At 52.7% G+C, this 22,039-nt stretch carries 20 protein-coding genes and 1 tRNA gene; 8 read left to right on the top strand and 13 right to left on the bottom strand.

The features are described from left to right. Positions 1-144: 144 nt before the first annotated feature. Together Q4526_RS09915 and Q4526_RS09910 are read left to right on the top strand one after the other, a co-directional pair. A complete protein-coding gene (locus Q4526_RS09915) occupies positions 145-807 on the top strand; it encodes an HAD family phosphatase (RefSeq protein ID WP_215976919.1) in 663 nt (220 codons plus the stop codon). Then, positions 804-1,871: an imelysin family protein gene (locus Q4526_RS09910; protein WP_215976918.1), complete on the top strand. Its 1,068-nt coding sequence runs from the start codon at positions 804-806 to the stop codon at positions 1,869-1,871. The genes Q4526_RS09915 and Q4526_RS09910 overlap by 4 nt, the downstream gene beginning before the upstream one ends. On the opposite strand, the gene Q4526_RS09905 is transcribed toward Q4526_RS09910, so the two are convergent. Both Q4526_RS09905 and Q4526_RS09900 read right to left on the bottom strand, forming a co-directional pair. Next, positions 1,837-3,048: a class I SAM-dependent rRNA methyltransferase gene (locus tag Q4526_RS09905; RefSeq protein WP_215976917.1), complete on the bottom strand. Its 1,212-nt coding sequence runs from the start codon at positions 3,046-3,048 to the stop codon at positions 1,837-1,839. The genes Q4526_RS09910 and Q4526_RS09905 overlap by 35 nt on opposite strands. A gap of 135 nt (positions 3,049-3,183) precedes the next feature. Beyond that, positions 3,184-3,591 (bottom strand): hypothetical protein, encoded by a 408-nt coding sequence (locus tag Q4526_RS09900; RefSeq protein WP_215976916.1) that lies wholly within the window; start codon positions 3,589-3,591, stop codon positions 3,184-3,186. A gap of 227 nt (positions 3,592-3,818) precedes the next feature. Here Q4526_RS09900 and Q4526_RS09895 point away from each other — a divergent pair, with 227 nt between their 5' ends. Further along, positions 3,819-4,316 carry a hypothetical protein gene (locus Q4526_RS09895; protein ID WP_215976915.1) on the top strand — a complete coding sequence of 166 codons (498 nt, stop codon included), beginning with the start codon at positions 3,819-3,821 and terminating at the stop codon, positions 4,314-4,316. A 222-nt stretch (positions 4,317-4,538) separates the two neighbouring features. On the opposite strand, the gene Q4526_RS09890 is transcribed toward Q4526_RS09895, so the two are convergent. Genes Q4526_RS09890 through doeB2 form a run of 4 tightly spaced genes read right to left on the bottom strand, consistent with a single transcriptional unit; the run spans position 4,539 to position 9,647 of the window. Then, the gene (locus Q4526_RS09890) at positions 4,539-5,900 is read right to left on the bottom strand and encodes an NAD-dependent succinate-semialdehyde dehydrogenase (protein ID WP_215976914.1); all 1,362 of its coding nucleotides are present in this window, start codon (positions 5,898-5,900) and stop codon (positions 4,539-4,541) included. A gap of 8 nt (positions 5,901-5,908) precedes the next feature. After that, complete coding sequence (gene doeA, locus Q4526_RS09885; protein ID WP_215976913.1) at positions 5,909-7,174, bottom strand: ectoine hydrolase; 1,266 nt, start codon at positions 7,172-7,174, stop codon at positions 5,909-5,911. Continuing rightward, positions 7,171-8,439 carry an aspartate aminotransferase family protein gene (locus Q4526_RS09880; RefSeq protein WP_215976912.1) on the bottom strand — a complete coding sequence of 423 codons (1,269 nt, stop codon included), beginning with the start codon at positions 8,437-8,439 and terminating at the stop codon, positions 7,171-7,173. Before Q4526_RS09880 ends, doeA begins: the two co-directional genes overlap by 4 nt. A gap of 47 nt (positions 8,440-8,486) precedes the next feature. Beyond that, positions 8,487-9,647, bottom strand: a complete 1,161-nt coding sequence (gene doeB2, locus Q4526_RS09875) for a N(2)-acetyl-L-2,4-diaminobutanoate deacetylase DoeB2 (protein WP_215976911.1) — start codon at positions 9,645-9,647, stop codon at positions 8,487-8,489. A gap of 613 nt (positions 9,648-10,260) precedes the next feature. Between doeB2 and Q4526_RS09870 the strand changes: the two genes are divergently transcribed. Next, on the top strand, positions 10,261-11,031 hold the full coding sequence (locus Q4526_RS09870; protein ID WP_215976910.1) for a polysaccharide deacetylase family protein: 771 nt from the start codon (positions 10,261-10,263) through the stop codon (positions 11,029-11,031). A gap of 69 nt (positions 11,032-11,100) precedes the next feature. On the opposite strand, the gene Q4526_RS09865 is transcribed toward Q4526_RS09870, so the two are convergent. Both Q4526_RS09865 and Q4526_RS09860 read right to left on the bottom strand, forming a co-directional pair. Continuing rightward, on the bottom strand, positions 11,101-12,465 hold the full coding sequence (locus Q4526_RS09865; RefSeq protein WP_215976909.1) for a sugar MFS transporter: 1,365 nt from the start codon (positions 12,463-12,465) through the stop codon (positions 11,101-11,103). A 167-nt stretch (positions 12,466-12,632) separates the two neighbouring features. Then, complete coding sequence (locus Q4526_RS09860) at positions 12,633-13,559, bottom strand: LysR family transcriptional regulator (RefSeq protein ID WP_215976908.1); 927 nt, start codon at positions 13,557-13,559, stop codon at positions 12,633-12,635. 124 nt (positions 13,560-13,683) lie between these two features. Between Q4526_RS09860 and Q4526_RS09855 the strand changes: the two genes are divergently transcribed. Continuing rightward, on the top strand, positions 13,684-14,916 hold the full coding sequence (locus tag Q4526_RS09855; RefSeq protein WP_215976907.1) for an MFS transporter: 1,233 nt from the start codon (positions 13,684-13,686) through the stop codon (positions 14,914-14,916). A 511-nt stretch (positions 14,917-15,427) separates the two neighbouring features. Here Q4526_RS09855 and Q4526_RS09850 read toward each other — a convergent pair. The 4 genes from Q4526_RS09850 to Q4526_RS09835 form a co-directional block, all read right to left on the bottom strand. Beyond that, positions 15,428-15,503, bottom strand: a tRNA-Phe gene (locus Q4526_RS09850). 137 nt (positions 15,504-15,640) lie between these two features. Beyond that, on the bottom strand, positions 15,641-15,922 hold the full coding sequence (locus Q4526_RS09845) for an oxidative damage protection protein (RefSeq protein ID WP_215976906.1): 282 nt from the start codon (positions 15,920-15,922) through the stop codon (positions 15,641-15,643). 20 nt (positions 15,923-15,942) lie between these two features. After that, on the bottom strand, positions 15,943-17,004 hold the full coding sequence (mutY, locus tag Q4526_RS09840; protein WP_215976905.1) for an A/G-specific adenine glycosylase: 1,062 nt from the start codon (positions 17,002-17,004) through the stop codon (positions 15,943-15,945). Beyond that, complete coding sequence (locus Q4526_RS09835) at positions 17,001-19,226, bottom strand: AsmA family protein (RefSeq protein WP_215976904.1); 2,226 nt, start codon at positions 19,224-19,226, stop codon at positions 17,001-17,003. The genes mutY and Q4526_RS09835 overlap by 4 nt, the downstream gene beginning before the upstream one ends. Positions 19,227-19,384: 158 nt before the next feature. Between Q4526_RS09835 and gcvT the strand changes: the two genes are divergently transcribed. Together gcvT and gcvH are read left to right on the top strand one after the other, a co-directional pair. Continuing rightward, positions 19,385-20,470: a glycine cleavage system aminomethyltransferase GcvT gene (gene gcvT / locus Q4526_RS09830; RefSeq protein WP_215976903.1), complete on the top strand. Its 1,086-nt coding sequence runs from the start codon at positions 19,385-19,387 to the stop codon at positions 20,468-20,470. 19 nt (positions 20,471-20,489) lie between these two features. After that, positions 20,490-20,879: a glycine cleavage system protein GcvH gene (gcvH, locus tag Q4526_RS09825; protein ID WP_215976902.1), complete on the top strand. Its 390-nt coding sequence runs from the start codon at positions 20,490-20,492 to the stop codon at positions 20,877-20,879. 83 nt (positions 20,880-20,962) lie between these two features. Here the strand turns inward: gcvH and Q4526_RS09820 are convergent, their stop codons facing one another. After that, positions 20,963-21,556 carry a hypothetical protein gene (locus tag Q4526_RS09820; RefSeq protein WP_303609607.1) on the bottom strand — a complete coding sequence of 198 codons (594 nt, stop codon included), beginning with the start codon at positions 21,554-21,556 and terminating at the stop codon, positions 20,963-20,965. Positions 21,557-21,737: 181 nt separating this feature from the next. Between Q4526_RS09820 and Q4526_RS09815 the strand changes: the two genes are divergently transcribed. Next, entirely contained in the window at positions 21,738-22,016 is a 279-nt protein-coding gene (locus Q4526_RS09815; RefSeq protein ID WP_215976900.1) for a hypothetical protein, read from the top strand. Positions 22,017-22,039 lie beyond the last annotated feature (23 nt).

Genomic DNA, 22,039 nt, shown 5'->3' with positions numbered 1-22,039 from the left:
TTAAGGGTTTAGCGAGCATTTTTCCACAAAACATCACGTCTAATCAATTGAGGTTACACAAACTGGCAAGGAATACCAAATGCTTATTCCTCAAGTGTAAGATCTAGTATGCTATGCACTTTATAGGATCTGGGAGGCAAACCCGTGGCGCTGGCCATATTTGATTTAGATAACACACTGATAGGCGGTGACAGTGATCACCTGTGGGGCGAGTACATTATTGCGCAAGGTTTGGTCGATGAAAAAGCCTACCGCCGCCAAAACGACGAGTTTTATTTGGCCTACCAGCGGGCCGAACTGGATATCGATGCCTATTTAAAGTTTGCCCTGTCACCGCTACCAGAGCGTTCGGAAGCCCAGTGGCAGCGCATTCATCAAGGTTTTTTGCGCGAAGCCATTACCCCCATTATGCTACCCAAGGCCCTGCAGTTACTCGATAAACACCGCCAACAGGGTGATTATTTATTAATTATTACCGCCACCAACGGGTTTATTACCCGCCCGATTGCCGAAGCTCTGGCGGTCGACCACATCCTTGCCACCGACCCTGAGCTGATCGATGGGCAATACACCGGCGGCTATCTCGGCACACCCTGTTTTGCCGAAGGTAAGGTTGAGAACCTCCACCACTGGCTGCAAGATCACCCCTTCGATCTGCGCGACAGTTACTTTTACAGCGACTCAATCAACGACCTACCCTTACTACTAGAAGTAGGTCACCCGGTGGTGGTTAACCCAGACCCAGCGCTGGAGCAAACCGCATGTGATAAACAATGGCCCATACTCGATTTGCGAGAGCCTGCATGAACACCTGGGCCAGCCTACTGGCGGTGAGCCTATGCTGCACCCTGCTACTTGGGTGCGAGCGACAAACAGCACCAGTGCCGATGGATACACCGCCCGCGCCAGAGTCAGAACACCGGCAGGCGCCAACGACCGCCGCTCAATTAAATCAACTCTCTGAGCAATTGCGGCAGCACACCTTAACTGCCACCACCGACTTAAGTCAGGCCTGCCAAACCTTGCAACAGCGAGTGGAGGCCTTTTTAGAAAGCCCTAAAGACTCAGAGCTTGCCGCCGCCCAAGCGCAATGGCACACCCTACACGCGGCGGTGCATTTGACAAACCTCACCTTGGGCATGGCCGAAAGCAACCCCAATTTATTTGCGCAGTTGGTTCGGGATATTAAATACATTCACCAGACGCCTATTGCACCGGGTTTTCTCGACAGTGTTGAGGGCTACCCCGTCAGCGGCTTAGCACACGATGTGACCCTGCCGATTCATCGCGACACCTTACTCACCCAGCATGGTTTAACCGACGACAGTGAAGCCACCATCGGCCTGCATGTGGTGGAGTTTTTATTGTACGCAGATGACGGGAAGCGAACGGCCCAAGAATACCAACAGAAGCACCAAAGCGACGGGCAGCTCAAAGTGTCAGAGCTGCCGCAAAACAGGCGGCGAACACTCTTAGAATTAACCACTCGCCTAACCTGTGACAGCATCGAGAAACTCGCCAGCCACTGGCAACCGGCCAGCGTTACTGTATCAACCTACCAGCGTTTGCCAGCACGTAGCCAATTAGCGTTGTGGCGCAATGCCTTATCGGCCACCATTGACGCAGCACTCGATATCGATCATTGCGAGTTTGCACCCGATGGATGCCAATTAACCTCAGACTCGGTAAAACAACTACTTAGCTTTAGCAGCGAGCACGATTTGTTACCCGAACTGAACACTCTAGCGCTTGAAAATCAGCTAAATTCATTGCAAAACGACCCTAGCTTATCCGCTACAGAGCGCCAGCAACACCTGAAGCTGGCACTGCAAAAAACTAGCTTGGCCGAGTCGTCACCCGCGCAAAAATAGCCTTTAAATAATTGGTCTCAACAATGGCAGGGTGAGTTGGGTGATCCGCCCCCTGCCCCATACGCTGAATAATGCGGGCATCGCGCCCGCGCTTCCAGGCACTGGCATGCACAATTTCAATCAGGGTCTGTTCGGCCAGATGCATCGAGCAGGAGGCCGACACCAGCAGCCCTCCGTCGGCCAACAACTGCAAACCCAGCTCATTGATATGACGGTAGGCGGCCTCGCCGGCCTGTTGATCTTTGCGCCGCTTAATAAACGCCGGTGGGTCGAGCACCACCACATCAAACTGCCGCCCCTGTGCTATCAACTGCTTTAGAGCATCAATCGCTTTACCGGCAATGGCCTCGACCCGATCCTCTACTGAGTTTAAGGCCGCGTTGGCGTACACCGCATCCACCGCCGATTGCGACGCATCGACACACACCAGCGACTCAGCACCGGCTACCAGCGCCTCAATCCCCCAACCGCCAATATAGGAAAATACATCGAGCACCCGGGCACCCTTGGCCCAGGATTGCAGTTGGGCGCGAGCCATGCGGTGATCGTAGAACCAACCGGTTTTTTGCCCAGTTCGTACCGGCGCTAAAAAGTGCGCGCCGTTTTCGATTAAGGGCACCTGCTCCGGCACCTCGCCATAGGCGACCTCGGTGTACAGCGGCAATCCCTCCAGCGAGCGAGCGCTGTGTTCATTGGCCAAGAGTACGCCCTTAGGAGACAGCAGAGTCACTAAAGCCTCGACAATCTCGGCACGCAGGTTTTCCATTCCCGCCGAGGCAATCTGCACTACCAGGTAATCACCAAAGCGGTCCACCACCAAGCCGGGCAGAAAGTCACTGTCACCAAATATTAAACGGTAATATGGCTCGGAGAAGGCAGCATCGCGCACACCCAGCGCACTTTGCAGACGCTGAGGCAGCAAATTGGCCGCAAAGTCGGCGGCACTAAACGGCGCATCTTGTCGGCTAATTAAACGCGCGCAAATTAAACTGGCAGGGTTTACCAGAGCCACCCCGATAAACTGATCGCGCGCATTCACCACGCGCATGGCCGCACCGGGCTCAATTCCCTTGAGGGGCGAGCGTTTGGTATCGACTTCATTGCTGTAAATCCAAAGGTGGCCGCGTTTTACTCGGCGATCTTTTTGCGGGTTTAGATAGAGAGTGGCTAGTGACATGATAAAGGCTCCGGTTAGAGCCGCGCATTATAGACAAGTTTGCCGGTAAAAGCGGGGATTAGCTCCTCTTGATACAAACGCCAAGAGAAAGCTCTACTTAGCGACATGGCTCATTAAGGGCAATACGGTAGTGTTTTATTCCAGTGCATCCAGGGGCAATTGTTGGCGTTCGGCAAAGTTGCGCTCATCCTCAGCGCTCGCGCCCTCACGGCACTCACCGCGAATCCACTGCACCTGATTTCCCAACCGGTAATCCAATTCAAAATAGCCAGACCGACAATAGCCCGTCTGGGTGACAACATACAGTGTTCGGTTTTGCAGTTTGCGATAGTCGCGCTCGCCTGGCGGGCGACCGGGCCGGGCGCGGGGGTTTAAGCGAGCCTCGACCTCAGGCGGTAAGCCCACCCGATACACAAACTGCTTGCTGCCATTAGGCAAAACATCAATGCCGAGCGATTCGGGCGTCGAACCATACGAAGGCACAGAAGAACAAGCAATCAGCTGTACCATAGCCAAAACGGCCACCCCCAAAACTCGCCACATCACCCGTGCCCCTAAATTCTGAATGTATAGTGCGCCCAGTCTAGTGAATATCGCGGGTTTTAGGAACCCAACATTGGCAAGGCACGTTTTCGCCAGCGCAGAACCGGGCCACCGGTTGCCAGGAAGGAGAGAAGGCATTACATTGAGCCGGCCGTCATAAGCCGTTGACTTGGCAAATTTATGACGGGCTCTGCACACCACACACGGATTGGAATAAGGGAATAGAAATGAGACCGACACATTATCTGGCCATCGCGATACGGATATTTTCCATACTGTTACTTTTATACAGCGTACCGCAATTTTCATTATTGGTCGGTGTTGCCACAGGCGGCAGCAATCACATTGACCTGCCTTTAGCCTTTGTTTTTACAACCACAGCAGCGCCGCTTTTGGCTGCTTTGTGCTTTTGGTTCTTTCCCTTAAAGCTTGCCAAACTTATTGTAAAGCCGGAGATTGATCAGCCGATTGAAGCCATGGACGTTCTATCAATACTAACAACCGTACTGTTAGCCATGGCCGTTTATTTTCTCTATTACGCGATCGTCGATGCCGTTTACTGGGCCACTTTATGGCTCATTGCGGAGCGTAGCCTCGACCCTTTTTATCTAGATGCAGACAACAAAGCCAATATGGTGGCAACGGCTCTGGAGCTATTATTCTCGGGCTTACTACTGCTAAAAGCAAAAACACTGGCCAGAAAAGTTCTGCGCATTGCACAGTGACTTAACAAGCCGCCCAACCGAACAAAAACTCGGCCTTAAAAGGTACTGAGGTAAGAGGCAGTATCGCACTTATGTGCGTTCTGCGTTCTGCGTTCTGCGTTCTGCGTTCTGCGTTCTGCGTTCTGCGTTCTGCGTTCTGCGTTCTGCGGTACAGTATCTGGCTCAGGTATACGGAGAGCAACCAACTGTTAGTCGCTCTCCGCACACCGGCAACCTATACCACTACTTCACCCAAATCTGCTTGGCATTGACGAACTCTTTAATGCCGTGCGGACCGAGTTCCCGGCCAAAACCAGATCGCTTGATACCGCCACTGGGAAGGCGCGGGTCGGTTTTGACAATTCCGTTAATGGCTACCTGACCTGCGTCAATTTGCTGCGCCCACTGCTCGGCTTGTTTGACATCCGCCGTCCAGATAGCGGCGCCCAAGCCGTAATCGCTGTCATTGGCAAGCTCTATCGCCTCCTCAATGCCAGACACCGATGTGACAGCCATTACGGGGCCAAAAGTTTCCTCCCGAAACGCCGTCATTTGCGCAGTCACTTCCGTCAATAAAGTCACTGGATAGAAGTAACCTGCACTGTCTGGTAACTCACCACCCAGCAAACATTTTGCCCCGGCCTCGACCGTCTCGCTAACCTGGCGATGCAAATTTAGCTGCAAATCGCGCCGGGCAATGGGGCCGACTTGTGTTTGCTCATCTTTAGGATCACCCATTTTTAAAGCTTGCAGGCGCGACTTCAGCATAGGGACAAATTTATCCATTGCTGACTCCTCAACCAGTATGCGTTTGGCGGCGATACAGGACTGACCGGCGTTAATAATGCGAGATAAAACCGCAACATCCGCTGCAGCCTCTAAATCGGCATCGGCCAGGACAATACAGGGATCGGAACCACCGAGTTCCAGCACACAGGGTTTGATTTCACTACCGGCCACCGCGGCCACCTTACTGCCGGCACCGGCCGAGCCGGTAAAAGACACCGCGGCAATGCGAGGATCGCGAATGGCTTTTTCCACCAAACTCGTTTCCACCGGCAAATTCACCATAATATTTTCCGGCGCACCGGCGGCGACAAAAGCATCGGCGATAGACTGAGCGCTGGCCGGCACATTGGGGTCGTGCTTCATAACACAGGTATTACCCGCCATTAACGCCGGCGCCAAATAACGAAAGGCCAGCCACAAAGGCGCGTTCCAGGGCAAAATCCCCAAGAGCGTGCCCAGCGGTTGATAGCAGACATAACTGTGGCTGGCATCGGAAGGCAGTGACTCCGACGTTAAGTATTCCTCAGCATGCTCTGCATAGTACTCGGCACACCAGGCTGCTTTTTCCACCTCAGGCTCACCTTCGCGTACCGGCTTACCCATTTCATCGGCCATATACTGCGCTATTGTGCTTTTGCGTTTACGCAACTCAGCAGCCACAGCGGTTAGCACTTTGGCGCGCTCGGCAAAAGAGGTGTGTCGCCAGGTCGCAAAGGCTTCGCTCGCCTGACCAATACGAGCGCTCACTTGCTCGGCATCCAGCGATTCGTATTCAGCGATTTTTTCTCCGGTGAACGGATTGTTGGCTGTTAACATACCACCTCCTAGGATTCCTGGGTTTTGTCATCGTCCGCAGGCGCGGGGGACTTGTCCGATTTCTTTTGCTTGGCGCGCTGTGTACTTAATTGCGCGACACTGACACCTTCATCACTTTTAACGGTGAAGTCACGATCCATTTTGAAAAATGACTCACAACCTTCATCGGTAATGTGAATGGAATCTGAGATGCCACAGGTTTTGTCGCCATCCACGCCCCACATCCAGGGAATAATATGGAAAGTCATCCCCTCTTTAAGCACCGCCGACTCGCCTTGCTTAAGACTGACAATATAACCTTCGTCCCAACTGGGCGGGAAAGCGATACCAATGGAATAACCGGAGCGGGTAATTAAGCGCGCGCCGACATCATTGTCAGAAATGATATTGCGAATTAAATTATCCGCATCTGACACCGTCATACCCGGTTGAAAATAATCGTGCATAGCTGACAGCGCGTGTTTCATTTTCTCTTGCGCTTTATACATAGAGTCAGTTAAATCACCCAGCACAACCGTACGCATCATGGCGGTGTGGTAGCGCCGATAGCAACCGCCCACCTCCAAAAACACATGTTCACCGGGCTGTACGGTGCGACCTTCCCAGGTGGCGTGACCTATCATGCTGCGCGGCCCAGATGTGACATAGGGCATTACCGCGGGGGGCTCGCCGCCGGCGCGGAACATTCCATCACTGATGGCGGCCGCAATTTCATTCTCGGTGGCACCGGCTTTACACGCCAAAATACCAGCTGACATACCGGCCTCGGTAGCCAGTGCCGCTTTGCGCATCACAGCAATTTCCACCGGTGATTTACATACGCGTCCCTCTTCGACAATACCAAAACAATCAAGCAGCTTCGCCTCAGTTAACGTGGTATGGATTGTGTCTTGCTGATACGCGGGGAAGAAGTAGCTGTTGCGCTCGTAGCCGATGCGTTTTTTGGACAAACCAAATTCACGCAACGCATCTACCAACATTTGAATGGCGTCCCCAGTATCGGGGTAGGGACGAGTGCGCTCGACCCAAGTGCGCGCAATAATGTTGGACTCCTCCATGGCGCGGGTAATCATAAAAGGCTCATCTTCTAACGGTACTACCAACGCCTGAAAAAAGGAGTAACCGGTGGTTTGATAGTCCGTTAAATACATGATGTTTTCGGGGTCGGTAATTACTACGGCATCTAAATGCCGCTCTTCAATGCGCGCCCGCAGTGCCGTTAAACGCCGCTCGTATTCTTCGAACGGGAATGTCATATCATCGCGCTGAATCATGCACCACCCCCTAACACTTTTTCGGCATGCTTAAGCAGCGTTGCCAAACCGGTTTCCATCTGATCTTGCGGAATTGTCAAAGGCGGAATAAGTTTAATCACTCGCCCACCGCTACCACAGGCCGACACGAGCAAGCCATCGTCAAAACAAGCACTGATAATTGCCTTGGCGGTTGCACCATCGCCCACATCCACGCCGTAAACCATACCCCGGCCGCGGATGTGTACCGACTCGTACTTTTCTTCTAACGGGGCAACGGCGTCATACATAGCCTTGCCTTTGACTTTGACCTCATCCATTAAGTCTGGCGTCTCGAAATAACCGAGCGCTTCGGCTCCAGCAATAAAACTGAGCCCTTGACCTCGGAAGGTGCCGGTGTGTTCACCCGGGTTCCAATGCTTGTCCACTTCGGGCTTAATTAAATTCATCGCCATGGGTGTACCCCAACCGCCGATACCTTTTGCCAGACAGATAATATCTGGATCAATGTCCATTTCATCGAAACTAAAGTACGAACCAGTTCGACCACAGCCCATTTGAATATCATCAATAATCAACAACGAACCTAGCTCTTTCGCAAGCGCAGCCAAACTCTGCAGCCATTCTTTACTGGCTACATTAACGCCACCTTCAGCCTGAATGGTTTCTACCAAAAAAGCCGCCGGCGGGGTCATGCCGGATGAGCCCTCTGTGTATAGCCAGCGCATCTGTTCAATCACATCTGCGCCGCCGCCGGGAATAGCGTTAGCCTCGGTGCAATCGAAAGGAAAGTGGGACACGTGCTCCAGTGGTACGCCTGACGCCGCACGGAAAGCCTGATTGGCAGTACACGCCAGAGCGCCCAATGTCATACCATGAAAGCCGTGAGTAAAAGCAACTATCTGCGTACGCCCTGTTGCTCGGCGCGCAATCTTAAGGGCAGCTTCCACCGCATTGGTGCCAGTGGGCCCCATAAATTGCATTTTATGCGGCATGGAGCGCGGCTCCAGAATGGTAGAGGTAAAACGCTCCATAAACTTTTGCTTGGCCGTGCTGTGCATATCCAAGCTGTGCGTTACACCATCGGACTCGATGTAATTAATTACCGCGCGTTTCATTCGCTCGTTGTTGTGGCCAAAGTTCAACACTCCGGCACCGGCAAAGAAGTCAATATACTCTTTGCCTTGATCATCCACCTGAATCGCATTACTCGCCGTATCAAACACAACAGGATAGACACGACAGTAACCTCGGATTTCAGATTCACGCGCTGTAAAAATACTCATAACTTTCTCCTAACCTTGACACGGCTAAACAGCCTTCGATGTGGTACTTACTGTGGCATGGGTGCTCCCACTAACTGACTAAATAATTTCACCACTGGGTCGATCAATCGATCATTAAAATCGTAATTTGGGTTGTGACAGGCATAGTGATGATTATCACCATCATCGGCGCCAATAAGGGCAAACGCCCCCGGGACTTGTTTAAGGTAGTAGCTAAAATCCTCCGACGCCATGATCGGAATAGCAATATTCTCATCCAAAACCTGACCTGTGTTATTGCGGCACCACAAGCGACGCATATTTTGCGCATACTCGGCATGATTAATGGTGGCGTCATAGCGCGGATAAATATTCACCTCGGCGGTGACACCGTAGGCAACGGCAATTTGCTCAGAAATTTCAGTAATTAATTGATTAACTTGATCGCGTGCTGCTCGATCTGACACGCGAATGCTACCGCCAATTTTCGCAGTTTCGGGAATAACGGTGGGACCACTGGGCGCCTCAATTGAGGTGACACTAAGCACTGTGGCTTGCTGAGGGGGTAAGCGCCGGCTGACAATTTGCTGTAGTGCCTGTACCAATGCCCCCACCGCCAGCACAGGGTCTCGACACAGTTCAGGCTGACTGGCATGACCACCTTGACCGTGAAGAATAATGTCAAATGTGCCGTTACCACACATCACAATACCATCGGGGCAAACAAGCTTTCCAAACTCGATTGCAGGCCAATTGTGCCAACCGTAAATGCAGTCAACATTTTCAAGGGCACCATCTTTAATCATCTCGCGAGCGCCGTGCCCACCCTCTTCGGCCGGTTGAAACAATAACGTCACAGGGCCCGGTAATTGCGCTTCATGCTGTTTTAGCCACATCGCCGATGCCATTAGAGTGGCGGTGTGCCCGTCGTGACCGCAAGCGTGCATGCAACCCGCGCGAGTGGACGACCACGGTTGGCCAGTGCTCTCATTGATGGGAAGCGCATCTATATCTCCACGCAATGCGATGTGTTGACCTGGGGCCTTGGGAGCTAATGTAGCGACCGTACCGGTTTCGGCACAAATTCGCCAACTAATACCGAGCAGATCCAATTCCTGACGAATACGCTGTGCTGTATTAAATTCCTGCCAACCCAATTCAGGCTCACTGTGAAGTTGTCTACGCAGTGCCTGAGCTTGGCTGATAATCTCTTGCCACTGTGGTGTCATACAGCTCCTTAGAATCGATGGCAAAAACAAATAGAGGTTTCAGCCCTGATACTAGTCTCTAGGCAAGGGTTGTTCCAATCGTTGACTGCATAAGTTTAATGCGAAAAAAACCACCAATAGCGACCCGTGACGGCGCACAGAGAATTTATGCGCCCCGAAACAGCGCAAGGAATTGTAAATTTTTCCGTTTTTATACGTTGCAGCCGACACCCCGCCCTCATTCAAACCAAGCGGGTATCTATAAGGACCAGGAGAAATGAAATGTAAGCACGAGCAATTCCATTTATGAATCACACACAGCTTTGTTTAAACTCTGCTTAATGGCACAAGAAATTGCAAACAAGACAATGCTTCCTCTAGCTCGTCTGCTAACACTTTGACGGCAGCGTTGGCAAAATCAACAGCGAGGCCTGAGCGACAGCCTCAGAACCCCAAAACCATCAATATTATCAATCACTTAGTCAGGCTCAGCTCTCGCTCCTGGAGCACCCCGCAACGCCTTTGAATTAATCTCCACACTTTTACAGTGTTACACGCAGCGGCTACTGCGAAATGACAGCGTCTTGGTATACTCTTTATGGTAAGAAATAACAGACCAACATGGATACTTATAATGAAAACGACTCTAATTACCTTAGCCATACTGTTCGGCCTTTCCAGCGCCCAAGCGGTTGAAACTTACCCCTGGCCTGCAGGACAAAAAACCGCTATCAGCCTTTCTTACGATGACTCATTAAACAGTCAGCTCGACAACGCCATACCCGCGCTTAACCAATACAACTTCAAAGGCTCGTTTTACTTAAACCTATCAGCATCTGTTACCTATGATCGTTTGACCGAGTGGCGCCAGGCGGCAGCAGATGGACACGAGTTAGGCAACCACACCATTTATCACGCATGCAGCAAGTCGCAGCCGGGAACAGATTGGGTAAAGGCGTATAACGATATAGATAAGCGCACGGTCGAGCAGATGCGTGATGAAATCTTAGTGGCCAATGCCTTTCTTCATGCGATTGACGGCAAACAAGGGCGCACCTTTACCCCGCCGTGTGGCCACACCGAAACCGCCAACGGTAACTATTTACCCGCGGTAAGCGATCTTTTTGTCTCGATTAAAGGATCGGAACAACCGCAACCGAAAAACTTTACTCAAGTTTTTCTTCCCCATGGCCAAAGTGGCGCAGAGTTGATCGGCATGGTTGAAGCCGCTAGCGCCGAATACGCATTAGTACAATTGATTTTTCACGGCATTGGCGGGGACCACCTATCCGTTAGCGATCAAACTCACCGAGAATTATTAGCGTATTTTGATAAAAACAAACAAGACTACTGGGTAGATACTTACATCAACATTATGCAACACGTTCAGAAAAACCTGCCTTAAACATTTTTCAATTCCACAAAAAAAGGCCCTGACATTGCTGTCAGGGCCTTTTTAATAACCGCTATTTTTTTACGCCTGCTTTGCTGCACTCTGTGCAGTTTTTTTACCACCCCAGCATGTGAGTTTGTGGCCTTTGAGCGCATAAAACAAGATGTATAAGTAAGCCGGCAACGACACCGCATACGCCAGCTGACCATCACCACTGTCGGCAAAGTGACCGTAAATGGGAGGCAGTACCGCACCACCGGCAATACCCATAATCAGCAGCGCTGCGCCTTTGGAGGTATAGCGACCCAAACCTTGTAGCGACAGCGGCCAGATTGTCGGCCAGCACATGGCATTGGCAAAACCAAGCAGAGCGACAAAATACACTGCATTGGGAATTTCGGGCATACCAAAAAGACTCAAGGTTGTGGCAGACATCAGCTGATTTTCCATTGAGCCGGTCATAACACAAAAGGTAAAAATAATTCCGAGAATCGCCGATCCGGTCAACGCGACTTGCTGACTAATAAAGCGCGGTATCGCCACCACACCGATGGCGTAGCCAATAACCATAAAGATCATCGTGTACGAGGTCAGCAAAGATGTCACGGAACTGTCTAGACCAGCCTGCTTACCCAACAGCCCAATGGCGTCACCAGCGATAACCTCCACCCCCACATAGGAGAACAACGCCAACGCGCCCAACACCAAATGTGGAAATTGGAACACACCCGACAGACGGATATCACCGTCTTCTTGCCCCTCAATGACTTCGTCTTCAAGATCGGGGATCGGAGCAAAGATCATACCCACCCCCAACACGGCCAGCGCGATAGCCATGCCGATATATGGGCTAACTAATTGACCGGCCAAATCATTTAACTTGGCATCGCGTGCAACTTCCGGCAATAGAGCTAGCTCAGCCTCCGATACGCCGGTAATACCCGACAACACCAAGGCGGTAAATACCACCGGCGCCACGACGCCCGCACCCTTGTTTAACAGCCCCATAATGCAGATGCGCACCGCCGCTGACTCAGGCGGCCCCAGTTTCACCACATAAGGGTTAGAGGCGGTTTGCAAAATGGTTAAACCAGAACCCACAATAAATTGTGCCAACAAAAAGATCGTAAAGTCGCGCCCATAAGCGGCCGGAATAAAAACCAAAGCACCGGCGGCAACAATAAACAAACCCAATGCCATACCGTTTTTATAACCTGTGCGCTCAATGATGTACGCCATTGGCAAGGCCATAAAGGTATAAGCGGCATAAAACGCCGAGGCGACCAACATGGCCTGGAACGCACTCAAATCACAAATAGTTTGCAAAAACGGAATTAGGGCCCCGTTTAGCCATGTCACAAAACCGAAAATGAAAAACAGCCCGGCGATAATCGCCATAGGAACAACCACACTACCCGTGGCCTGCGTTGTTTTTTGATCAGTCATAAACCTTACCCTTTCCAGCGTCGCCGAGGCCCAAGGCCAATGCGATCTTTATTGTTGTGTAGCTAATGCCAGCCACAGGCTAGCCGTTTCGATTTTGCTCATATATTCGTCTGATATACTGACATTAACCCCTAAAGACAACGTTGTCAATAATTCTTAGGCTTAACTTATTTCCGCCCGCCCAGCTCTCGGTACTCCATTTGCGTTTTAATGTGCTCACGCATTTGGCAAGCCTGCGCAACAAAAGATTCAACGGTCGGCCGCACGGGATAATGAGCATAGTGAAGTTCCAACTCAATGGCTGGTAGCGCCGGCTGTAGTGCAATAAACACACACCCCTCACTTTGCAGAAATCGGATACAGGCGGGCGCAATAGCGACGCCTATACCACTTGCCACCTGACTGAGCAGGGTTTGCATGTGCGCAGCCTGCCTGACCACACGAGGTGAAAAGCCCGCCGCGCCGCAAGCGCCGATGATTCGGTCAAACAAACCGCTGGCCTGAGCACGCTCAAATAGCACAAAATTCTCTTGTGCCAAGACCTCAAGTGACAGCCGCCGGCGATTGGCCAACGAGTGTGACAACGGCACCACCGCTACGAGTGGGTCGCTATACAACGGCAAACTTGCCAGTTCGACGCGCTCCGGCAGAGGTCTCGAAAACCCCAGGTCAATCTCCTCGCGGGCAAAGGCCTCCAACTGCTGCTGTGCTGTCATTTCAAACAACTCCAGATGTACATCGGGGTGAGCGCGACCGAACCGCTGGAGCAAAGCGGGCAGAAAACGTGCGGTAGCCGAACTCATATAACCGATGCGCAATTGGCCGATTTGTCCGCTCCCGGCTCGCAGCACTCGCTCACGAGCTTCCACCTCGAGCGCCAGTAAGCGGCGGGCGTCCTCTAACAATACCTCGCCGGCCGCGGTCATTCTCACTTCGCGAGTGCTGCGCCAAAGCAGTGAGGTGCCAAGCTCGGCTTCTAAGTCGGCAATTTGCCGGCTCACTGCGGGCTGAACTGTATGCAACTTGCGCGCGGCGGCCGAGAAGTTGCGCAACTCTGCCACCGCGACAAATGTTCTGAGAGTTTTCAGCTCCACTTACCGCCCCGATTTATACAATTTTGCTATAGGTTGAATACCATATCATCATTTCTATTATTAAATAATAGCCGCTAGAGTCTGGCCTAACCCGTTTTTGGGACAGTTATGCAGAGACCTACTTATGCCAACCACACAAATTACCGAGTCACCGGTAGATTCCCCTCGGCCAACAGCTCCTTCCACACCGCTTTTGCTAATAATGGCAGCGGCAGTGGCTTTTACGGCCGCCAATTTGTATTACTATCAGCCACTCTTACCAGCTCTGCGCGACGGTTTGGCACTAAGCGATAATCTGCTCAGCCTAGTGCCTTTTGCAACTCAAGTGGGCTACGCCGTCGCCATTTTGTTTATTTCGCCACTGGGCGATATCATTCCTCGGCGCACGCTAATAGCCGCCCTATCATTACTGCTTACCTGCGCGTTGGCAATGCAGGCGAGCGCCGGTTGCGCCTTACTGCTGATAGCGGGTACGTTTTTGATGGGGTTGGGGGCTAATATCACACAGCAACTCATTCCTCTGGCCGCATCCCTGTCCAGCCCACAACAACGGGGGCGGGTACTGGGCACCTTAATGAGTGGGCTGACACTGGGAATCTTACTGTCGCGAGTATTGAGCGGCAGCATCGCCGAGCATTTAGGTTGGCGTGCGGTTTATTGGGCGGCGGCCGCCGCTGCACTCGGCTGGGGTTTGTTGCTTTGGCGTGTACTACCCTCAGAAAGCACACGAACAACGACCATGCGCTACCCTGCTCTGATCACCTCCATGCTGACACTTTTTCGCCAGCATGCGCTGCTAAGAGTGTCGGCCATGACCGGAGCCCTCTGGTTTGCCGCGTTCAATGCCGTTTGGGCTAGCCTGTCACTGCACCTTACAAGCGCGCCACTCAATCTTGATTTGCAGCAAGCCGGCCTGTTTGGCTTCGCAGGCATGGCTGGTATTATCGGCGCCAAGGCCTCCGGCCGCTGGGTAACCTCACTGGGCACGTGGCGGACAATATGTCTGGCACTAATGGTTCTGCTGGCAGGCACGGCTGTACTCTGGAGTTTTCAGTACTCGCTCGCCGGCCTCCTGCTGGGCATCGTACTGATTGATTTAGGCGTGTTTGCCGCTCAAGTCCCCAACCAAGTGCGAGTATTTGCCATTGACCCCTCGGCCCAAAGCCGATTAAACGCCGTATATATGCTGTTCTATTACCTAGGTGCCTCGGCAGGAGCCATCGCCGGCGTACACCTTATGACCACCTATGGCTGGCAGGGAATTATGGCCCTGACGGCCGCACTCTGTTCAGGTGCAATACTCTTGCATGTCGCCATGCGCAATACCGACCCCAGTGTCAAACCGACATCCACATAAACAGCCAAGTCAACGGTAAAAAATATCGTCAACACTAAGCGAGATAAACCTCGCAACACAAAACAGACTTAAATCAAAAGAGGGATCCAACTAGCGCAATCCCCCTCGGCGCTCATGGCTTAGACACACTCAGTATCGAATGCAGCACACTCGGCCAAACCGCCATAAAAAGCTGGTTCGATTTCGCCCGCACAAAACCTACAGATACAAAAAAGGCCCGATCCGAGGACCGAGCCTTTTTTGACGACAATGGCACACTGCACCCGGCGGAAAGCGCGGCAGGACGCCGCGATTCACAGCTTCGCTGCCCGCAGAGCGAGGTTTTATTTATGGTGCCCAGAGGCGGACAACGCGGCAGGACGCCGCGTTGGACAGCTTCGCTGCCCGAAGGGCGAGGGGCAGGACGCCCCGAGTCAATCGAACCGCCATAAAAAGCTGGTTCGATTTCGCCCGCACAAAACCTGCAGATACAAAAAAGGCCCGATCCGAGGACCGAGCCTTTTTTTCTGTATGGTGCCCGGAGGCGGAATCGAACCACCGACACGAGGATTTTCAATCCACTGCTCTACCGACTGAGCTATCCGGGCTTTGTGTTAGCGGCTATTTAATAAAGCAGCTGTCACAAGAGGCGCGTATTAAACCTGTTGGGGCGCTTGGAGTCAAGCCCTGTGGCTGGAAAAAATTGCCCCTACCTTGCCACTGTATAAAGACTAATCAAATGCGATTAATCCTTGTTCTGTTCCGGGGGCACATAGCCTTCAGCGGCATCGTATTCTTCACCGGAGAGAAACTTGGTCATTTGTTCGCCCAGGTAAACTCGCGTGCCGGTGTCCATTAGGTTGAGCTGTTTTTCGTTGATCAGCATCGTTTGATGGGCCATCCACTCCTGCCACGCTTTAGCGCTGATGTTGTCCAGAATGTCCTGCCCCTTGGCTCCGGGGAAAGGCGCCTGCGTCAGCCCGGGCAACTCCTGTTGGTATTTGCGACAAAAGACTGTGCGGCTCATAGGTAGACCTCGTTGGTGATTTAGGTGGACAGCGGATCGAGCTGGGCTAGCTTTTCCAGCAAGCGTTTTACCGGTGCGGCCAGTCCGACGGACTCGGGCTGGTGCACGTTATACCAAAGTGAGGGCCCGGCTTCCATCACCTTGTCGGGCAAACTCAACAGCGGTATATAAGCCGGAGTAATGTCGAGGTGATAATGGCTGAAGGTGTGGCGGTAGGTGTCCCACAGTTCAATAGCGCCTGGCTCACCGAAGTGCTGACGGCACTCGGCGGCGAGGTCGGCCTGTAAGGGGTACTCGGGAAAGCTCCACAAACCGCCCCAGATTCCGGTGGCGGGCCGCTGTTGCAGCAAGAGCCCGCCCGTGGGCGCGCGCAGCATTAACAGATACGTCGATTTTACCGGCTTGTCTTTTTTCGGCTTTTTACCCGGGTAGTCTAACTGGCGGCCGGTGGCGCGGGCGGTGCAACCATCGCCCAAGGGGCAGTGTTCGCAGGCGGGTTTGCTGCGCGTGCAGACGGTCGCCCCCAAGTCCATCATGGCTTGGGTGTAGTGGTTACAACGAGACTCCGGCGTGTGCAAACGCGCCTTTTCCCACAGTGCTTTTAACGGCCCACTCTGCCCGGGCCAGCCGTCAATGGCGTGGTAGCGGGCCAGTACGCGCTTTACGTTGCCATCGAGAATGGTCGCGTACTTACCGAACGCAATGCTGACAATGGCGCCAGCGGTGGACTCACCAATGCCGGGCAGCGCGGCCAATTGCTCGACTGTGCCCGGAAAGTCGCCATCGTAATTTTCAACGACCTGTTGCGCGCACTTGTGTAAGTTGCGGGCCCGAGCGTAGTAGCCGAGGCCGGTCCACAGGTGCAGCACGTCATCCAGCGGTGCGGCAGCGAGCGCCTGCACACTCGGGTAGCGCTGGGTAAAGCGCTCAAAGTAGGGAATAACGGTGGTGACTTGGGTTTGCTGCAACATAATTTCTGACAGCCACACCCGATACGGGGTAATGTTTTGTTGCCAGGGTAAATGCTTACGGCCGTGCTCATCAAACCAGATGAGCACGGCGCGGGAAAAAGTATCTGTCATTCGTTGTTTTTAAATAAACCTTTCAATAAACCTTCGACCGCTTTTTCGGTGTCGCTCTGTTCTTTATTACCATCGCCATCGCCGTCTTCATCGTCACCGGCCAATTGGCGAATCAACTCTTTTTGCAAGCGATGTTTGGCGTAATCCCCCACCAGAGACTCCAGCGCTTTAGAGTCGAGGCCACAGTCTTTTAGCGGCGAAACATTGGCCAGCGAGCCTTTGCAGCGCAGCAGCGATAAACTGCGGTTGAGCCAATAGTTGCTTTTGACGGTGCAACCCATCTCGCTGGTGGACTCTTCCAGCAGGGTCATGGGCAAACTAAAGTCGTATTGCTGCTTGCCCAGGTTGAGGCTGCCGAGGGTGGATACAATCAGGTGCTGAACGCCGGCAGAGAAGTTTTCCACCTGGACGATCTGATCGCGAATGGTCACTTTACCTTCCAGCGCCCGCATGAGCGTTTTGTCCGGCCACTGACGCTCTTCACCGGTTTGACCGTCCTCACTTTCTTTTTCATCGTTGGCCAGTGCGACGGCTTTACAGAAGTACTCTTCCACATTAATCGGGGCAAACACTACATCGTCCCCGGCGAAGTTCGCATCGGCACTCAAACGCTCAACCAGCTCGGAGGCATATACCCCTTGTGTGCTACCCGAGGCATCGAAGTTTAACGCACCGGTTAATTGTACGCTCTCATCCAACTGTAAATCGCGCAACAGCGGGGCCATCTCTACCCCAGCCAGGTCCGCGTCAAAGTTTACCCGGGCTTGCTCACCGCGTGCATCCAAGGTGGCTGTTGATTCTAATCGGCCTTGATAGGTGTTTAAGCTGGCATCTTGCAGCTCCAGCAAACCATCTTTAGCCCTTGCAGTTAACTGCACATTGGTCATGGTGAGCTGATTGACGATAACCTCTTGCAAACTTAAGTCGGCCATTACGTTTAAGTTGCGCAAGGTCTCCAGTGGCAGGGGCTCCTCGGGTACCGACGCCGTTTGATTCCCTGTTGCGGTCGCATCTGAGTCGGCCGCGGGCTCGCCTGAATCGGCCGTTGACGCCTCGGATTCGTTGGGCGACTCCTCGCTCACGGGCGGCAGATAGTGGTCCACATTAATTTTGTCGCCAGCCAGGGCCAGCTCAATAGCTTGACTAGGAATATCAGTAATCGCCAAAGTACCGGTGAATGTAGTGTCATCCAGCGTAATCATCACGTTATTGAGGGCCGCGCTTTGCAAGCCGCCGGCCACTTCTGCGGTAAAACCGACGGCGCTCATTGCATCGGGATTGGCAGTGCTGGGCACCGTTTGGCCTAAACTTGCCAATACCGCCTTAACATCCAGAGGCTTAACGGTAAGCTTACCCTGATAGGTTAAATCGCCCTGCAGATCTTGCGCGGTCATATCAAAGTTAACCGTCAAATCGGCATTGCCGGCACCGCTGGTAATATCCGCATTAAGCTCGGAGGAAGTCAGCTCAAATTGATTCATGGCTTGATCGACCGTCATACTCGCTTGTAAGTTCAGTGCGAGCTGCACCGGCCCCCGCGGAAAACTGACCGGATCGGTAAGCGCTACTACGGATTGCAGATTCAGCTCAAAGGGGCGGTTTTCGAAATTAAAGCCCAGCAGGCTTAAGGCGTCGATACCCAGGGCCAGCTCGGTGCCTGTTCGCGCATCTTGATAATTGAGTTGAGCGTTAGAGACTTCAATCACGTCGATGGCGAGCTTGATTCTACCCGCCTCACCCGCCTCTGCCGGCGCGGCCGGTGTTGAGTCAGCTTCAGCGGCTTGGCGCTGCAACACTTCTTGGGCGGCAGCGGAATCTTGGATCGCTGCTTTTTCACGCGCAGTAAGCGCTTGCCAGTTACCCGCCCCGGCCTCATTGACGGTTAAGTCCAGTTCGGCACCGTTTATTAGCAAACTCTCTACCACTAGCTCGCCCGAGAAGAGCGGTGCAGTCGCCACCATTAGACTGGCGCTTTGCAGCTTTGCCACGGGCTCATCGGGGTTATTAATAGAAGCTACCGCAATTTTGTTCAGCTCTATACCGACACTGGGCCAAAAACGCCAACTGAGGTCGCCCTCCATACTCAGGTGTACGCCTTGCTTTTCGGCCAGTGCTTGAATACGGGGCTTAAAGACATTGGGGTCCAGCCAAAATAACAGTGCCACTGCCATCAAAATTAGCAAGGCAACAATGCCCACAATGATTTTCAATAGGCGTTTCATTGGAGAGCCTCCTGATAATTCGCGATGGATCGAGCATAGCAGGCTCGCTCGTTAGCTGCCATCGACTACCACTGACTTCGTACTGGGGGTAGTTATAAGACCACCCCTCGCGCTAAAATAGACCTTTCGTTACTAACTTTGCCCCGCAGGACTTCAGAATGGGAAACCGCACCGCCCTTTATCAAAGCCATGTTGATGCCGGCGCTAAAATCGTCGACTTTGGCGGCTGGGATATGCCAATCAATTACGGCTCACAAATCGAAGAACACCATACGGTGCGCCAAAATGCCGGAATGTTTGATGTATCCCACATGACCGTGGTGGATGTAACCGGCCCCGATGCCCGCGCTTATTTGCGCACATTGCTCGCCAACGACATTGCCAAATTGGACGATTTTATCGGCAAAGCCCTCTACTCGGGCATGCTAAACGAAGCTGGTGGAGTCATCGATGACTTGATTGTCTACCACCTGGACGGCTGGTACCGCGTCGTGGTCAACTGCGCCACCCGCGATAAAGACCTGGCTTGGATGACCCGGCAGAGCGAAGGGTTTGCGGTCACACTGCAAGAGCGCGCCGATTTCGCCATGATTGCCGTGCAGGGCCCCAAAGCCTTGGCACAAGCCAAACAAGCACTGCCCGAACAAAACGATCTTATTGACGGCTTAAAGGTCTTTCACGGCGCAGCCGCTGGCGACTGGTTTATCGCCCGCACCGGGTACACCGGCGAAGATGGGCTGGAAATTATGCTACCAGAGGCCGATGCCCCCGCGCTGTGGCAAACACTAATCGACAATGCCGTAGCCCCATGCGGTCTGGGCGCACGCGACACTCTGCGTTTAGAGGCCGGCATGAACCTCTACGGCCACGAAATGGATGAGACCGTCTCCCCCTGGCAAGCCAATATGGGCTGGACCATTGACTTAAAAGACGCCGAGCGAGATTTTATTGGCCGCGCCCCACTAGAAGCGCAGCAAGCCGAAGGCGTACCCGCTAAACTGGTCGGGTTGGTTTTACGCGAACGCGGGGTATTGCGCGCGGAACAGACTATTATTGTCGATGGCGTAGAGGCGACCGGTGTGATCACCAGCGGTAGCTTTTCTCCTACCTTGGGATTCTCCATAGCCTTGGCACGGGTACCGGCCGAAGCCGAGGTAGAGGCCGTTGTAGAGGTGCGCAACAAGCGCTTGCCAGTTACTATAGTCAAACCTAATTTTGTCCGTCACGGACAGTCACTCGTTTAAACAGACACAGGAAAACACCATGAGCGAGATTCGCAGCGAACTGAAATACCTACCCAGTCACGAGTGGGCCCGGGTGGAAGAAGACGGCACCGTGACCATCGGTATTACCGAGCACGCCCAAGACAGCCTGGGCGACGTGGTCTACGTTGAGACGCCCGAAGTGGGCGCGAACGTTGCCGCCGGCGAAGAGGCCGGTGTTGTAGAGTCGGTAAAAGCGGCCTCCGACATCTACTCTCCCGTGACAGGTGAAGTGATTGCGGTCAATGAATCACTGGAAGACGAGCCCGAGCAGGTGAACAGCTCACCCTACGACGACGGCTGGTTTTTCAAAGTTAAACCGAGTGACTTGTCTGAACTGGACGACGCCCTAGATGCTGACGGCTACAAGGCTGCTATCGAAGACGAGTAACTGTGTAGTTTAGAGGGCCGACACCCCGCCCCAGTGGCGAGGAGTCGGCCTTGCTGCAATAGCTGATTTCACATTAGCTTGCGCTAATACTCAATACCCAGTGTAGAGATAATTTCGTAATAACCAAACAACACAAAAATAAAGAACAAAAACAAAACAATCTCGTGTTTAAATTGGTGACTCAGGTAGAAGGCTCTATCCTTATGGTGCAATACATCCATAAGCTCATCGCCAAAGCGAATTGAGAGAAAAGTTCCCGCCGCAGACAATGCAATAACACTCCAATACGGCCACGGATTTTTCAAAATAGCGTGCATCGTTTTGGTGATAAATGTAACTTCATAAAAATGGCTAAAAGAAGTCATTGCAACAACATTGATCCCAATGGCAACCATCCACACCACGATTTCGGACCAAATCATCCGCACCCCGAACAAAACCCTGATCGGAAAGTCCAGCAAAAAACCGGCATCGGCCACCGGCGTACACAAAACAAAAAAACTCCAGGTAATCAGTGCCGCCACACCTCCTGTCAGCAGGTCATATTGGTAGGTTAAGTAGCCAAAATACAACACCAAAATAAGAAGCAAAGCTGAAAACTTCACAAACACCTGACGATTTGGGTTACGCATCGAGAAAACTCCCCTGATTATCGAACGCAAAAGATGACCTAACACCTCCCTCCAATAGCAACTCAGTATAGCAGCGCCCGAGGTAGCCCAAGGTTTTGAGTTTACTTTGATTATGAGGTATGGCATTGTCAAAGAGTAAACGCGTGCACTGGAACGGCTCAATAGTGGGCCTTTGATCGCAAAAGAGCACGCCGACAAACACTGCAACCTCTAACAGAGAACATTCGTGAAAACCTCACTACGCAAAGTTTTCAAGCCCCTGCTGGCACCGCTTGAAGCGGGCACAGAACCTTATCACTACAAACCCTTGAGCCGAAAAGTGCTGTTTTTCTTTGGCGCGGTTTTTACCTTTCTGGGCTTACTCGCCGCTTGGCTTATCCCTCAAGGCGCCGACCTCGGTTATTACTTTCCGGTTTTAGTCTTTACATTGGCTGGCCTGTACGGACTAATTGTTGGCGCACTGGGGGAAGACCGGGCGGTGGCGAGGATTTGGGGGAATAAGTAGGACGCTGGATGCTGGATGCTGGA

The organism is Gilvimarinus sp. 2_MG-2023 (assembly GCF_030547685.1).
Taxonomy (GTDB): Bacteria; Pseudomonadota; Gammaproteobacteria; order Pseudomonadales; family Cellvibrionaceae; genus Gilvimarinus.
The sequence above is the reverse complement of the archived record's forward strand: the minus strand, read 5'-3'. Positions and strand labels throughout refer to the sequence as shown.

What these genes read in the sequence shown, in the direction of transcription:
- Q4526_RS09835 (WP_215976904.1), bottom strand. Translation starts at nt 19,226, where the DNA reads ATGAAACGCCTATTGAAAATCATTGTGGGCATTGTTGCCTTGCTAATT.
- Q4526_RS09870 (WP_215976910.1), top strand. Translation starts at nt 10,261, where the DNA reads ATGAAAACGACTCTAATTACCTTAGCCATACTGTTCGGCCTTTCCAGC.
- gcvT (WP_215976903.1), top strand. Translation starts at nt 19,385, where the DNA reads ATGGGAAACCGCACCGCCCTTTATCAAAGCCATGTTGATGCCGGCGCT.
- Q4526_RS09865 (WP_215976909.1), bottom strand. Translation starts at nt 12,465, where the DNA reads ATGACTGATCAAAAAACAACGCAGGCCACGGGTAGTGTGGTTGTTCCT.
- Q4526_RS09855 (WP_215976907.1), top strand. Translation starts at nt 13,684, where the DNA reads ATGCCAACCACACAAATTACCGAGTCACCGGTAGATTCCCCTCGGCCA.
- Q4526_RS09900 (WP_215976916.1), bottom strand. Translation starts at nt 3,591, where the DNA reads ATGTGGCGAGTTTTGGGGGTGGCCGTTTTGGCTATGGTACAGCTGATT.
- Q4526_RS09845 (WP_215976906.1), bottom strand. Translation starts at nt 15,922, where the DNA reads ATGAGCCGCACAGTCTTTTGTCGCAAATACCAACAGGAGTTGCCCGGG.
- doeA (WP_215976913.1), bottom strand. Translation starts at nt 7,174, where the DNA reads ATGATTCAGCGCGATGATATGACATTCCCGTTCGAAGAATACGAGCGG.
- Q4526_RS09905 (WP_215976917.1), bottom strand. Translation starts at nt 3,048, where the DNA reads ATGTCACTAGCCACTCTCTATCTAAACCCGCAAAAAGATCGCCGAGTA.
- Q4526_RS09880 (WP_215976912.1), bottom strand. Translation starts at nt 8,439, where the DNA reads ATGAGTATTTTTACAGCGCGTGAATCTGAAATCCGAGGTTACTGTCGT.
- Q4526_RS09895 (WP_215976915.1), top strand. Translation starts at nt 3,819, where the DNA reads ATGAGACCGACACATTATCTGGCCATCGCGATACGGATATTTTCCATA.
- gcvH (WP_215976902.1), top strand. Translation starts at nt 20,490, where the DNA reads ATGAGCGAGATTCGCAGCGAACTGAAATACCTACCCAGTCACGAGTGG.
- Q4526_RS09910 (WP_215976918.1), top strand. Translation starts at nt 804, where the DNA reads ATGAACACCTGGGCCAGCCTACTGGCGGTGAGCCTATGCTGCACCCTG.
- doeB2 (WP_215976911.1), bottom strand. Translation starts at nt 9,647, where the DNA reads ATGACACCACAGTGGCAAGAGATTATCAGCCAAGCTCAGGCACTGCGT.
- mutY (WP_215976905.1), bottom strand. Translation starts at nt 17,004, where the DNA reads ATGACAGATACTTTTTCCCGCGCCGTGCTCATCTGGTTTGATGAGCAC.
- Q4526_RS09890 (WP_215976914.1), bottom strand. Translation starts at nt 5,900, where the DNA reads ATGTTAACAGCCAACAATCCGTTCACCGGAGAAAAAATCGCTGAATAC.